At 64.4% G+C, this 12,781-nt stretch carries 13 protein-coding genes; 5 read left to right on the plus strand and 8 right to left on the minus strand.

Annotated elements, in window-relative coordinates; translation table 11 throughout:
• Positions 1–44: 44 nt before the first annotated feature.
• The 4 genes from LGN19_RS31265 to LGN19_RS31280 are packed head-to-tail and all read right to left on the minus strand — an operon-like array spanning position 45 to position 3,275.
• Positions 45–1,262 (minus strand): pyridoxal phosphate-dependent aminotransferase, encoded by a 1,218-nt coding sequence (locus LGN19_RS31265; protein WP_226219091.1) that lies wholly within the window; start codon positions 1,260–1,262, stop codon positions 45–47.
• The gene (locus tag LGN19_RS31270) at positions 1,259–1,903 is read right to left on the minus strand and encodes an RraA family protein (protein WP_226219092.1); all 645 of its coding nucleotides are present in this window, start codon (positions 1,901–1,903) and stop codon (positions 1,259–1,261) included. Before LGN19_RS31270 ends, LGN19_RS31265 begins: the two co-directional genes overlap by 4 nt.
• Positions 1,904–1,906: 3 nt before the next feature.
• Complete coding sequence (locus LGN19_RS31275; RefSeq protein ID WP_226219094.1) at positions 1,907–2,587, minus strand: RraA family protein; 681 nt, start codon at positions 2,585–2,587, stop codon at positions 1,907–1,909.
• A gap of 28 nt (positions 2,588–2,615) precedes the next feature.
• Positions 2,616–3,275, minus strand: a complete 660-nt coding sequence (locus LGN19_RS31280; RefSeq protein WP_226219096.1) for an RraA family protein — start codon at positions 3,273–3,275, stop codon at positions 2,616–2,618.
• Between the two features lie 191 nt (positions 3,276–3,466).
• Here LGN19_RS31280 and LGN19_RS31285 point away from each other — a divergent pair, with 191 nt between their 5' ends.
• Positions 3,467–4,381, plus strand: a complete 915-nt coding sequence (locus LGN19_RS31285) for a LysR family transcriptional regulator (RefSeq protein ID WP_226219098.1) — start codon at positions 3,467–3,469, stop codon at positions 4,379–4,381.
• Between the two features lie 150 nt (positions 4,382–4,531).
• On the opposite strand, the gene LGN19_RS31290 is transcribed toward LGN19_RS31285, so the two are convergent.
• The 3 genes from LGN19_RS31290 to LGN19_RS31300 form a co-directional block, all read right to left on the minus strand.
• Positions 4,532–6,010, minus strand: coding sequence for an aldehyde dehydrogenase (locus tag LGN19_RS31290; protein WP_226219100.1), 1,479 nt, complete (start codon positions 6,008–6,010; stop codon positions 4,532–4,534).
• 124 nt (positions 6,011–6,134) lie between these two features.
• Positions 6,135–6,728, minus strand: coding sequence for a thiamine pyrophosphate-dependent enzyme (locus LGN19_RS31295; RefSeq protein ID WP_226219102.1), 594 nt, complete (start codon positions 6,726–6,728; stop codon positions 6,135–6,137).
• Positions 6,728–7,264, minus strand: coding sequence for a phosphonopyruvate decarboxylase (locus LGN19_RS31300; RefSeq protein WP_226219104.1), 537 nt, complete (start codon positions 7,262–7,264; stop codon positions 6,728–6,730). Before LGN19_RS31300 ends, LGN19_RS31295 begins: the two co-directional genes overlap by 1 nt.
• Positions 7,265–7,360: 96 nt before the next feature.
• Here LGN19_RS31300 and LGN19_RS31305 point away from each other — a divergent pair, with 96 nt between their 5' ends.
• On the plus strand, positions 7,361–8,293 hold the full coding sequence (locus LGN19_RS31305) for a LysR substrate-binding domain-containing protein (RefSeq protein ID WP_122950140.1): 933 nt from the start codon (positions 7,361–7,363) through the stop codon (positions 8,291–8,293).
• Positions 8,294–8,309: 16 nt separating this feature from the next.
• Here LGN19_RS31305 and LGN19_RS31310 read toward each other — a convergent pair whose 3' ends face one another.
• Positions 8,310–9,260, minus strand: a complete 951-nt coding sequence (locus LGN19_RS31310) for a LysR substrate-binding domain-containing protein (protein WP_226219106.1) — start codon at positions 9,258–9,260, stop codon at positions 8,310–8,312.
• A 151-nt stretch (positions 9,261–9,411) separates the two neighbouring features.
• On the opposite strand from LGN19_RS31310, the gene LGN19_RS31315 reads away from it, so the two are divergent.
• The 3 genes from LGN19_RS31315 to LGN19_RS31325 are packed head-to-tail and all read left to right on the plus strand — an operon-like array spanning position 9,412 to position 12,628.
• Positions 9,412–10,248 (plus strand): MaoC family dehydratase N-terminal domain-containing protein, encoded by an 837-nt coding sequence (locus LGN19_RS31315; RefSeq protein ID WP_226219161.1) that lies wholly within the window; start codon positions 9,412–9,414, stop codon positions 10,246–10,248.
• 28 nt (positions 10,249–10,276) lie between these two features.
• Positions 10,277–11,434: an acyl-CoA dehydrogenase family protein gene (locus LGN19_RS31320; RefSeq protein ID WP_226219108.1), complete on the plus strand. Its 1,158-nt coding sequence runs from the start codon at positions 10,277–10,279 to the stop codon at positions 11,432–11,434.
• Between the two features lie 15 nt (positions 11,435–11,449).
• On the plus strand, positions 11,450–12,628 hold the full coding sequence (locus LGN19_RS31325) for a CaiB/BaiF CoA transferase family protein (protein ID WP_226219110.1): 1,179 nt from the start codon (positions 11,450–11,452) through the stop codon (positions 12,626–12,628).
• The last annotated feature ends 153 nt before the right edge of the window (positions 12,629–12,781 follow it).

Here is a 12,781-nt window from a genome sequence, read left to right on the forward strand (position 1 = left end):
CTCAGTTCATTGAAGGCAACAAAGGCCGCGCACTGCGGCGACGTTCAATCCGCCAGCGTCGTGCAGAAATCCTGAATGGCCGTGCAAGCACGTGCCAGGGACTCGTCGTCGAGCGCATAGGCGATGCGAATGTAAGGCCCAAGACCGAACGCACTGCCATGCACGGTCGCGACACCAGCCTCGTCGAGCAAGGCATTAACCACCGCCTCGTCGCTGTCCAGATGGACGCCCGCACGCGTCGTCTTGCCGATCAGGCCGTCACAGGAGGCGAACACGTAGAACGCGCCTTGCGGTACCGCACAGTGCAGGCCGGGCGCCTGGTTGAGTTGATCGACGACCAGGTCACGCCGGCGCTGGAATGCAATACGCGAGTGCTGGATGAAATCCTGCGGCCCCGTCAACGCGGCAAGTGCCGCATGCTGAGAAATCGTCGATGCGCCCGACGTTTGCTGCCCCTGCAACTTCTCCATCGCGTCGATCAACCAGCCGGGACCCGTACCGAAGCCGATGCGCCAGCCCGTCATCGCATACGCTTTGGATACGCCGTTCATCGTGAGCACGCGGTCGCGCAGCCGCGGCTCGACCTGGGCGAGCGTAAAGAATTCGATGCCGTCGAAAAGCAGATGCTCGTAGATGTCGTCGGACAGCACCAGCACCTGCGGGTGCGCAAGCAACACCTCGGCCAGCGCCTGCAGTTCCGCACGGCTGTAGACCGCGCCGGTCGGGTTCGATGGCGAATTCAGAATCAGCCAGCGCGTGCGCGGCGTGATCGCCGATTGCAACCCATCCGCCGTCAGCTTGAAGCCACTTTCTGCCCCGCATGGGACGATTACCGATTTCGCGCCGCAGAGTTGCACGATTTCGGGGTAGCTGACCCAATACGGTGCCGGCACGACCACCTCGTCGCCCTCGTTGAGCGTGGCCGCCAATGCATTGAAGATCACCTGCTTGCCGCCGCTGCACACGAGCGTGTCGCGCCAGTCGACGTCCAGGCCGTTCTCGCGCTGGAACTTCGCGGCGATCGCCTCACGCAGCGCACGCAAGCCTGCGACTTGCGTATAACGCGTATGGCCCGCCCGGATCGCTGCGATGCCCGCTTCGCGAACGTGCTCCGGCGTATCGAAATCCGGCTCGCCGGCACTCAGCGAGATCACCGCCGCACCGCTGGCGCGCCGTGCGGCCACGCGATCCATCACCTTATAGGTTGCCGACGGGCGGGCCGCAGCAAGGAAGCGATTCAGACTTTCTGCCGCTGCGGTCATTGCGCTGCCCTCCAGCTCGTCAGTCCCATCAACTCCAGCGTGCTGCGGCCTTCACGCAACGCGTCCATCATCTTCGCTTCCTTGTCGGCGCGGGTCTGCCCCCGTGCCAGCGTCTCGTCGACGTGGGCCGCCGGGATCACGAGGACACCGTCATCGTCCGCAACAACCAGATCCCCGGCCGCCACCGGCGTGCCCGCGAAGCTGATCGGCTGTCCGACCGACGGCGCGCTGGCCTTGATCGTGCCGCGCATGCAGATGCCGCGGGTGAACACGGGAAAGCGCCGGGCGGTCAGGGCCGCGATATCACGCACGCCTCCGTCGATGACCAGGCCGACGATGCCGGCAGCTTCGGCCGCCACGGTCAGCACTTCGCCCCAGTAGCCCGACACGAAGCCACCGGTCGATACGACGAGCACGCTGCCGCGGGGCACCTGCTCCATCGCGATGTGGATGGACAGGTTGTCGCCCGGCGAACATTCGAGCGGATACGCCGGGCCGGCAATCGACGCACCCGGCCATACCGTGTGGATCGCGGGATCGACCGAACTGGTCGCGAGACCGGACGCTTCGTACAGCGTCGACGTACCCAGCTTGCAGGCTTGCGCCAGCAGAAGCGCGTCGCAGAAAGGAACGTTGGTCATCGCTCAGCCCTTGGTTTGAAGCGTGTGATAACCGAGTGCGGTGCGTGCGTCGCCCAACGACTTGCCTTCCGCGATCTGCTCGCGGATACGCGACTCGACTTCCTCGATCTTGCGGGCGATCTCGGCAACTTCCCGTGCGCGAGCACGCGGCACGACGACGACGCCGTTCGCATCGGCCACCACGATGTCGCGCGAAGCAACGCGGACGGTGCCGATCCCCACCGTGGCGTTCACCGATTCGACCTGCACGCGATCCTTGCCGGTCCGCATGAAGCGCCCCGCCGTGAACAGCGGATAGTTGTCGCCGAGCGCCTTGTTCACGTCCCGGCAGACACCGTCGATCACCGTGCCGGCGATCCCGCGCAGCCCCGCATACTGGGTCATGATGTCGCCCCAGACCGTGCAATCGGTGCGGCCGTCGTTGTCGATCACGACCACGTCGCCTTCAGCAACGTCATCGATGAAGTCGCCAACGGTGCCTGGCGGATTGCCGGCCGGCACGTACTTGACCGTGAATGCCGGCCCCACGACGACCTTCGTGTAGTTCGCCAGCGGCATGATGCCCAGCGACTGCCCGTGCAGGCCCAGCTTATCCATGGCGTCGGAGACACCCGGGGTGTCCAGCCCGGCGAACGACGCGACCAGTTCCCGGTCTTCGGCGCTTGCCCTGTTCGGATTCGTCATACGGGGAAACTCCAGCAATGATGTCGGGTTAGCGGGCCGCGATGGCCTCGAATTCCTTGTCGTGCATGACCTCGGCAACGGAGCGGCCGGCACGCACGGCGGCCACCATCGCGTCCTGGCGACGCGCGATGCGCTCGCCGAGATCCAGCACCGCCTCGATGCGCGCGGCCTGAACAAACACCGTGCCGCAGCGATCGGCAATGACGTAGTCGCCCTCGTGCACGGTGACGCCCGCGATCCGGACCGGCTTGCCCGAGTCGATCTGGATGACGCGATTGCGCGCGCTGATCATCGTCACGCCGCGGCCGTAGACCGGGTAGCCGATCGACTCGCTGCCGTCGATGTCGCGGCTCAGGCCTTCGATGACCGACCCGCGGATCTGCTTTGCCGTGGCGGCATTGGCCAGGATGTCGCCCCAGCACGAGATGCCGTCGGCACCGCCGGCGATCACCAGCACGCGGTCGTTCGTGGTCACCGCGTCGATGACGGGCGAGATCAGATGCACGGTGGGCCTGGCGTCGGTCTTCGGACCGAGCTGAACCGTGCTCGCACGGCCCACGATCTTCGGGCAATCCCACAGCGGGCGCAGCCCGTAGGTCGCACCCGGCAGATCGAAAAAATCGAGCGCATCGGAAACGGTGTTGGTGTCGAGCGCGGCGAGGCGGTCGAGGAGGGATGTCGGGGTCATCGCGTTGGGTTCCGTTGACAGGTGCCGCTATCGTCGCGTCGCCGCATTGATATGTAAATTTCCTATTTCGTAGCTCGCTGATACTATTTTCGGAACAGCGAAAAAAGAGGTTGCGGGGCCAGTTGAGGGGAAAATGCCCTCTTCAACGCATCGGGTAGATCGCCGAGCATTTCGGACGGAGGCAAACTTGCATGAGCAGTACGATCGATTTCAGGCTGATCAGGCAGCTGTGGATGTTCCTGGCGGTCGCGGAGGAACAGCACTTCGGGCGAGCGGCAAAGCGCCTGAACATGTCACAGCCGCCGTTGACCGAGCAGATCAAGGTGCTCGAGCATTCGTTGAAGCTCCAGCTCTTTTATCGATCCCGTCAAGGCACGCACCTCAGCCCCGCAGGCGCGGCCATCCTGCCCGCCGTGCAGCAGTTCGTCGGCCAGGTCGAACGACTGGAACGCGTCGTTCGGGAAGTCGCCGCGGGCCAGTCCGGCGTACTCCATGTCGGCGCGATCACCTCCGCGATGCTCGAAACGGTGCCGCCATTGCTGGACGCACTCAAACAGACGCACCCGAACCTGACTGTATTCGTCAAGGAAATCGACAGCGCCGACGCCATCCCCGCACTCGAAGCGGGGGAACTGGACCTGGCATTCGTTCGGGTCGACGGGGCGGTAGGTAACGGAATCGCTACGATGCCATTGGCAGAAGACCTGCTGGCCGTGGCGCTGCCGGCCGATCATCCGCTGGCGGCTTTGCCGGGCGTCCGACTGCGCGCGCTCGCAGAGGAACAGCTGGTGATGTCCTCTCGTCAGGTCAGTCCGGTCTACTTCGACATGTTGACCTCCGTTTGCCGCTCGCACGGGCTGACGCCGCGGGTCATCCACGAAGTGCGTTCGGTCACGTCGCAGATCGCCTATGTCGGGTGTGGCCAGGGGGTTGCGCTCGTCCCCGCATCGATGCGGAAGCTGGCGCCAGAGAACGTCGTCGTCCGCCCGTTGAAAGAGAAAGTGAAGGTTGTCACTGCGGCACTGCTCTGGAACACGCGCCGCCATCACCCGATGGTCGACGAAGCGGTGGCGTGGCTGAAAGCGCGGATGAGTCGATCGCGATGAACGTTGCAGCGGGCGATCGACCGTCTCCATGTACCCCGTGACCATGAAATGGCGCGACCAGGACGTGGCTCGAGTTCGGACCGCATACTGGCGGCACCCGGGGACATGCGACTCGGTGGGCGCGCAAGAAAGCACGCCCACCTCGGTTGACTAGCGCAGCACGAACGGATTGCCGGTCGACGCGCCCGTGTTGATCCACACGCTTTTCGTCTGCAGGTATTCGCTCACGGCGTCGATGCCGTTCTCGCGGCCCAACCCGGAATCCTTGTACCCGCCGAACGGGGACATGTAGCTGACCGCGCGATAGGTATTCACCCAGACCGTGCCCGATTCGATGCGCTCCGACATCCGGAATGCGCGGCCGATATCGCGCGTCCATACGCCGGCGCCGAGGCCGAAACGCACATCGTTTGCCATCTCGACTGCTTCGTCCTCCGTATCGAAGCGGATCACCGCGAGCACGGGACCGAATACCTCTTCCTGTGCGATCCGCATATCGTTGCTGACGCCGGTGAAGATCGTCGGCTCGACGAACCAGCCGTCGCCGCACTCGGCGCGTGTCGCGGCCTGCCCGCCGAGCGCAAGCGTGGCGCCTTCATTCCGTGCAACGTCGATATAGTGGAGCACCTTGTCGTATTGCGGGCGCGTCGTGATCGGCCCGACCTGCGTGCCGGCATCCATCGGATTGCCCATGCGCGCGGTACGCGCGAGCGCGACCACGCGCTCGACCACCTCGTCATGCACCGTCGACTGCACGAGCAGCCGCGATCCGGCGATACAGGTCTGCCCCGTCGCCGCGAAAATGCCGGATACCGCGCCATTGACCGCGTCGTCGAGATTCGCATCGTCGAATACGATGTTCGGCGACTTTCCGCCGAGCTCGAGGCTCACGTGCTTGAAATCGCGAGCGGCCTGCTCGTTGATCCGGCGGCCGGTCGAATCCGCGCCGGTAAACGTGACCTTGCGCACGAGCGGGTGCGATACGAGTGCGCTGCCGACTTCGTTCCCGAAGCCGGTCACGACGTTCACGACACCACGCGGGAATCCGACCTCGTGCAGCAGTTCGACGAATTCGAGCGTCGAGGCCGACGTGAATTCCGACGGCTTGATGACCGCCGTGCACCCGGCTGCGAGCGCGGGCGCAAGCTTCCATGCCAGCAGCATCAACGGCGAGTTCCACGGCGTGATGATCGCGACGACACCGAGCGGTTCGCGCCGCGTGAAATTGAAGTAGCCCTGCTTGTCGAGCGGTATGACGTCGCCCTGGATCTTGTCCGCAAGCCCGCCGTAGTAGCGGTACCACTGCGGCAAATAGTGGAGCTGCGCGTGCATCTCCGCATACAGCTTGCCATTGTCGCGCACCTCGACTTCGGCAAGACGGGCCGCGTCGCCGGCCAGGCGATCGGCGAGCCGACAGAGCAACTGCCCACGCGCGCTGGCGGACAACCCTCGCCACTCGCCGGAAACGAACGCACGATGCGCGGCCCGCACCGCGAGATCGGCGTCGGCTTCGTTGCCGCGTGCGATTTCGGCCCACGGCTGGCCGGTGAACGGATTGTCGCTGTTGAACCACTGACCGCTTGCGGGCTCGCGCCGCTCGCCGTCGACAAAATGAAAATAGCGTTGCATGACCGGCTCGCTGGTGTCGATGATTGCGTTCCGTGCACGCGCACGATCGCGCCGTGCAACAGCCCACGGAACAAAAAAGCGTGCGCCGGATGCCTGCGCCTCCGGCACGCGCAGCGGACGTGCGTCAGAACGGCGCGAAACCGAGACCTTCGCGGAAGCGGTTCTTGATATATACGCCGTCCCGGGGCGGAAGCGCGCGCGGCGGCTCGTCCGCACGGATATGCACCTGCGCGAACACCGGGCCACTGCCCACCTTCACACGCTCGACGATGTGGGTAACTTCACGCTCGTCGTGAATCGCGAACGAGTCGGCCAGCCCGAAACCTTTCGCGACCGCGACGAGATCCGTGCCGAGGCTCGAATGGCTTTGCTGCATGCCGGTTTCGCCGTAGTGCCCGTTGTCGAGTACGACGATCGTGAGGTTCTTCGGTTGCTTCGCGCCGATCGTACCGAGCACGCCGATTCCCATCAGCTGTTCGCCGTCGCCGGTGACGACGACGACCTGCCTTTCCGGTTGCGCGAGCGCGAGGCCGAGGCCCAGCGCGGCAGCGCCGCCCATCGCGCCCCACAAATAGAAGTTGCCGACACGATCGCCGGCGGCGAATACGTCATACGACGCCGATCCGAGGCCCGTCACGACCAGTGCGTCCGGCACACCGGCCAGCAGGTTCGCGACGAATGCGCGCCGCTCGATCGTCTTCGCGTTCTGCCCGCTCATTACTTTCTCTCCCATTTCTTGCGACCGATGAGGCTTTGCGACAACAGGACCGCGACTTGCTCGCCCGCTTCGAACGCAGCGTCGAAGCCCGCACTGACGATTTCCTCGACATCCTCGGGACGATCGGCGCGCAACACCGTGATCCCCATCAGCTCGAGCGCAGCCTGGGTCGTCTTTCCCATCGGCCCTTGCCACGGGTTGAACTCCGCATACTCGCCGCGCATCGTCACGAGCGTGAAGAACGGCAAGTTGCAGCTGCGCAGCAGCGAAAACATGTTCACGCAGTTGCCGACACCGCTGCTCTGCATCAGCAACACCGCACGCTGCCCGCCGAGCCACGCACCGCTCGTCAGTGCGACGCCTTCTTCCTCGGTCGTCAGGGCGATCGCCTCGATCTCGTCGTCCGCAATCGCCCGGCGAATCACCTGCGTATGTCCTGCATCCGGGACGTAGGCAATCTGCCGGGTACCACCGGCCTTCAGGACGGAAAATATGGACTCCTGCCAGACTGGCGTTTGTCCCGCTGCAGTGCTCATGTGACGTGCTCCTTCATGAAGTGGTTTCAGGCATAATAAAATGCGATTACACCCATCAAGAAATAGAGTTTTCTGATTGAAGGATCACGAATCGGCATGGACATCAAGCAACTGCGTGCGCTGCTGGCCGTCGCTGAAACGGGCAGCGTCACCCGTGCGGCCGACGTGCTGCACATCGTTCAACCTGCCGTCTCCCGGCAACTGAAGCTGCTCGAGGAAGACGTGGGGACTTCGCTCTTCGAGCGAGGCAGATATGGCATGGAACTGACGGAGTCGGGCGAGATCCTCGCCGAGCACGCCAGGCGTGCGCTGCTCGAACTCGATCGTGCGCGCGCCGAAATCCAGCCGTCCGACGCCAGGATTTCCGGCATCGTGACGATCGGGTTGTTGCCGAGCACGTCGGATCTGCTCGCCGGACCACTCCTGAGTGAAGTCAGGGAACGCTACCCGGCCGTGAACCTTCGGATTTCCGTGGGCTATGCCGGGCATATGCGCGACTGGCTCGAATCGGGCGAAGTCGACGCGGCACTGCTTTACAACCCGAAGGCCACGCCGACCGTTCAGGTTCAACCGTTGCTCAGCGAGAGTCTGTGCGTCGTCGGACCGCCATCGTCGCGGCTGTCAGCCAAACGCCCTGTCGCGCTTGCCGACCTCACATCGTGGCCGATGATCCTGCCGAGTGCGCCGCATGGCATACGCAACCTGCTGGAACAGGCGTGCCCCGGTAGCGGGATGAAGCTCAACGTGGTCGTCGAAACGAATGCAATGAGCGTACAGAAAAGCCTGGTTGCGGGTGGGCATGGCTTCACGATCCTGCCGAGCATCGCCGTCACCGAAGATGTCGCGCGCAAGCAGCTTCGTGCGGCACCGCTCACCGATCAGGCACTGCAACGAACGATCGTGCTTGCGCTGCCGAATACGCGCCGGATCACGACGGCCGTGCGCGCGGTCGCGTCGATTCTGGTGCTCGAAATGAAGCGCGCCGTCGAGCGCGGCGACTGGCCGGCCGCACGCTGGCTTGCCGACTGACCCGGCCGGGCACGCGTCACGCCGGCGATGCGTCGGCCGCGCGCAACGTAATGCCGGTCCACGCACCGCTGGCGGCCAGTTCCTGCACCAGTTCGACGATCGTCTGGCGCACCGCGAGTGCGGCCGAATTCACCGGCGACGTATTCGACCAGCACAAGCTTGCGGGACGCCGGATCTCCGGATCGACGATACGGCGCATCTTCGGGCGCCCCGACGGCTCACGCAGCGCAACCGTCGACGCAGGCAGAATCGTGCATGCGGCGCCCGACTGCGCGAGCGACACCAAGGTGGGCAGCGAATCGATATCCGCGATGATGTTGAGCGGGACTTCCTCGCGGGCGAAGGTGCGCTCGAGCAACAGGCGCAGACCATTGGGCACGCCTGGCGCGACGAGCGGCACGCCGGCAAGCGCAGCGAGACTGCAGGTGCGCGAACGCGCCGCTATGGCGCCACCCGGCTCGCCGAGCAGGCACAGCGTTTCGTCGAAGAGCGGCATGGCGGTAATCCCGGTCGTGTTCGACTCCCGAAACAGGATCGCGAGATCGAGCCGCCCGTTCGCCAGCAATTCGTTGATGAAGCCGCTCATGCTCTCGACGTACTGCAGCCGAATGCCGGGATACCGGGCACGCACGCGTTCGAACACCGGTACCGCCAGAATCGAGGTCATCGTCGTCGGGAAACCGACCGCGACCGTGCCCGACTCGCTGCCCGCCCCCTCCTTCACTTCCTGGCGCAACTGCTCCATTTGTCTGAGCACAAGATGCGCGTGCCGGTAAAGTGCCTGCCCCGCGGCCGTCGGCTTGACGCCCTGAGGGCTGCGAACCAGCAGCGCGACGCCAAGATCGTCTTCGAGTTTTGCAATCTGCTGGCTGAGCGACGGCTGCGCGACGTAGAGCTTTTCCGCCGCTTTCCCGAGGCTGCCGTATTCGACGATGCTGACAAAGTAACGAAGCTGGCGGATGTCCATGAGGGTTCGAATCGGTTCGACTGGTCATAGGATACCCCTATGACCGGTACATTCAAACGGTATTTCCGCCGAGCAGGCGCTTCCAATACAGTCGTCGTCATCCTACTTCGAACAGCCGGTTCACTCGGCGATGGAGACGACATTGAACGCAATGCAGTCCGGCGTCGGCCATGACGGTACCCAGGTTGCCACGGATGTGATCTCTCACGATCGCGCCACGGCCTTCGCCGCCACACTCGATCTTGATCGTCACCCCGTAGCCGGCGACGCGCTGCCGCCGCTCTGGCACTGGCTCTACTTCTGGTCGGTTGCTCGGCAGTCCGAACTCGGCCAGGACGGACATCCGCTCAAGGGCGGCTTTCTCCCCGATCTCGGCTTGCCGCGCCGCATGTGGGCGGGCGGACGTGTCGTATTCGAGCACCCGCTGCCGATCGGCGAAGCTGCCGTGCGCACGTCGCGTGTGCTGTCGGTCGAACACAAGGCGGGACGCAGCGGTCCGCTCGGGTTCGTGACGGTCGAGCACCTGATCGAAAGCGGCGGCACCGTCGCGATCCGCGAAGAACACGACATCGTCTATCGCGGCGCGGTAGAACCCGGTGCGGCTGCTCCCGCACCGAAGGCCGCGCCGGACGGCGCGCAGTGGCAGCGCGACGTCACACCGGACGAAGTCCAGCTCTTCCGCTATTCGGCATTGACGTTCAACGGCCACCGGATCCATTACGACCGCACTTACGCACGAGAAATCGAAGGTTACCCGGACCTCGTCGTGCACGGACCGCTGATCTCGACCCTGTTGCTGGACCTCGTCCCGCGCTCGCTCCCGGGCGCCACCGTTCGCGAATATGCGTACCGCGCGGTGCGGCCGACGTTCCTCGGCAACACGTTCAGCGTGTGCGGACGCGTCGCCGATGACGGAAAAACGATCGACCTGTGGGCAAAGGACCACGACGGCTGGCTGACGATGTCCGCCCGCGCGACCCTTGCCTGACTCCCCCGTATTGACCAAGAGACACGCCATGACCCATGCCGACGCGTATCAGGACATTCACGAAGCCGTTCGCGATCTCTGCAGCCAGTTCTCCGCCGAATATTTCCGCAAGGTCGATGAAGAACGCGGCTATCCGGAAGCGTTCGTCGACGCGCTGACGAAAGCCGGCTGGCTTGCCGCACTGATTCCGCAGGAATATGGCGGCTCGGGCCTCGGGCTCACCGAGGCGTCGATCATCATGGAGGAGATCAATCGCGCAGGCGGCAACTCGGGGGCCTGCCACGGCCAGATGTACAACATGGGCACGCTGCTGCGCCACGGCTCCGCCGAGCAGAAGCAGCACTATCTGCCGAAGATCGCGAGCGGCGCGCTGCGCCTGCAGTCGATGGGCGTCACCGAGCCGACGACCGGCACCGACACGACGAAGATCAAGACGACCGCGGTGCGCAAGGGCGACCGTTACGTGATCAACGGCCAGAAGGTATGGATCTCGCGTATCCAGCATTCCGACCTGATGATCCTGCTCGCGCGCACGACACCGCTGTCCGACGTGAAGAAGAAATCCGAAGGCATGTCGATCTTCCTCGTCGATCTCCATCACGCGATCGACAACGGGATGACGGTCCGCCCGATTCCGAACATGGTCAACCACGAGACGAACGAGCTGTTCTTCGACAACCTCGAGATTCCCGCGGAGAACCTGATCGGCGAGGAAGGCCAGGGCTTCAAGTACATCCTCGACGGCCTGAACGCAGAGCGCACGCTGATCGCGGCCGAGTGTATCGGCGACGGTTACTGGTTTGTCGACAAGGTCTCGCAGTATGTGAAGGATCGCGTCGTGTTCGGCCGGCCGATCGGCCAGAACCAGGGCGTGCAGTTCCCGATCGCCCGCTCCTACATCAACGTCGAAGCGGCCAGCCTGATGCGTTTCGACGCTGCGCGGCGATTCGATGCGCACCAGCCGTGCGGCGCGCAGGCGAACATGGCGAAGCTGCTCGCGGCGGATGCGTCATGGGAAGCAGCGAACGCATGCCTGCAATTCCACGGCGGTTTCGGCTTCGCGAGCGAATACGACGTCGAGCGCAAGTTCCGCGAGACGCGCCTGTATCAGGTCGCCCCGATCTCGACGAACCTGATCCTGTCGTACGTCGCCGAGCATATCCTCGGCCTGCCGCGTTCGTTCTGACGAGGAGCGTCGGTCATGCGCCCACTGGAAGGCATCAAGGTCGTCACGTTCGAACACGCGATCGCGGCACCGTTCTGCACGCGCCAGCTTGCGGATCTCGGCGCGCGCATCATCAAGGTCGAGCGGCCCGGCGTAGGCGATTTCGCGCGCAATTACGACGAGCGCGTGTCGGGGCTCGCATCGCACTTCGTGTGGACCAATCGCTCGAAGGAAAGCATCACGCTCGACGTGAAGCAGCCCGCGGCGATCGAGGTCGTGCACCGGCTGCTCGCTGATGCCGACGTGTTCGTGCAGAATCTCGCGCCCGGCGCAACGCAGCGGCTGGGGCTCGACTACGACACGCTTCGCGATCGATATCCGAAGCTGATCGTCTGCGACATCTCGGGTTACGGGCTCGACGGTCCGTTCCGCGACAAGAAGGCGTATGACCTGCTGATTCAGAGCGAGTCGGGTTTCCTGAGCATCACCGGCTCCGACGGCGAACCGGCGAAAGCCGGCTGCTCGATCGCCGACATCGCCGCCGGCATGTACGGCTATACGAACATCCTCGCGGCACTCATCGAACGCGGGCGGACCGGCAAAGGCCGCCACATCGACGTGTCGATGCTCGAAAGCATGGTCGAGTGGATGAGCTATCCGCTCTACTACGCGATCGACGGCCAGACCGCCCCCCGCCAGACCGGCGCGTCGCACGCGACGATCTTCCCTTACGGCCCGTTCAAGGCCGGCGACGGCAAGACCGTGATGCTCGGCCTGCAGAACGAGCGTGAATGGAAAAGCTTCTGCGAGACCGTGCTTCAGCAGCCGGAAGTGACGACAGACGAGCGATTCATCTCGAACAGCCGTCGTGTAGAAAATCGCGAAGCACTCCTTTCCGTTATCGTTCGTGCGTTCTCGTCCCTGACGGCCGCCGACGTGATCGACCGGCTTGAGCAAGCCGGTATCGCGAACGCGCGCATGAACGACATGCAGGCGGTCTGGGAGCATACCCAGCTCATCGCACGAAACCGATGGACCACGGTCGGTACGCCGGCGGGAGACATTCCCGCCCTCTGTCCGCCGGGCATCGACCTCGCGGACGAGCCGCGCATGGGTCCCGTGCCCGCGCTTGGCCAGCATACCCATGCCGTCCTGCGTGAGCTTGGCTACGACGACAACCAGATTGGCGCGCTGCACGAAACCGGCGCGGTCTGAACCAACACCCCCGCGCCGATCGGCGCGTCTCTTGCCACTACAACAAAAAAGCCGCGCCCTTCATCGGGAGCACGGCATTCCATTCAAGAGCTGCACATGGGATCGGGGCCGGCGCTAACGCGCTGACTCCGATCGACCGCAAAACATGGGATC

This window comes from Burkholderia sp. AU30198, from assembly GCF_020419825.1.
Taxonomy (GTDB): Bacteria; Pseudomonadota; Gammaproteobacteria; order Burkholderiales; family Burkholderiaceae; genus Burkholderia.

What these genes read in the sequence shown, in the direction of transcription:
- LGN19_RS31265 (WP_226219091.1), bottom strand. Translation starts at nt 1,262, where the DNA reads ATGACCGCAGCGGCAGAAAGTCTGAATCGCTTCCTTGCTGCGGCCCGC.
- LGN19_RS31270 (WP_226219092.1), bottom strand. Translation starts at nt 1,903, where the DNA reads ATGACCAACGTTCCTTTCTGCGACGCGCTTCTGCTGGCGCAAGCCTGC.
- LGN19_RS31275 (WP_226219094.1), bottom strand. Translation starts at nt 2,587, where the DNA reads ATGACGAATCCGAACAGGGCAAGCGCCGAAGACCGGGAACTGGTCGCG.
- LGN19_RS31280 (WP_226219096.1), bottom strand. Translation starts at nt 3,275, where the DNA reads ATGACCCCGACATCCCTCCTCGACCGCCTCGCCGCGCTCGACACCAAC.
- LGN19_RS31285 (WP_226219098.1), top strand. Translation starts at nt 3,467, where the DNA reads ATGAGCAGTACGATCGATTTCAGGCTGATCAGGCAGCTGTGGATGTTC.
- LGN19_RS31290 (WP_226219100.1), bottom strand. Translation starts at nt 6,010, where the DNA reads ATGCAACGCTATTTTCATTTTGTCGACGGCGAGCGGCGCGAGCCCGCA.
- LGN19_RS31295 (WP_226219102.1), bottom strand. Translation starts at nt 6,728, where the DNA reads ATGAGCGGGCAGAACGCGAAGACGATCGAGCGGCGCGCATTCGTCGCG.
- LGN19_RS31300 (WP_226219104.1), bottom strand. Translation starts at nt 7,264, where the DNA reads ATGAGCACTGCAGCGGGACAAACGCCAGTCTGGCAGGAGTCCATATTT.
- LGN19_RS31305 (WP_122950140.1), top strand. Translation starts at nt 7,361, where the DNA reads ATGGACATCAAGCAACTGCGTGCGCTGCTGGCCGTCGCTGAAACGGGC.
- LGN19_RS31310 (WP_226219106.1), bottom strand. Translation starts at nt 9,260, where the DNA reads ATGGACATCCGCCAGCTTCGTTACTTTGTCAGCATCGTCGAATACGGC.
- LGN19_RS31315 (WP_226219161.1), top strand. Translation starts at nt 9,412, where the DNA reads ATGCAGTCCGGCGTCGGCCATGACGGTACCCAGGTTGCCACGGATGTG.
- LGN19_RS31320 (WP_226219108.1), top strand. Translation starts at nt 10,277, where the DNA reads ATGACCCATGCCGACGCGTATCAGGACATTCACGAAGCCGTTCGCGAT.
- LGN19_RS31325 (WP_226219110.1), top strand. Translation starts at nt 11,450, where the DNA reads ATGCGCCCACTGGAAGGCATCAAGGTCGTCACGTTCGAACACGCGATC.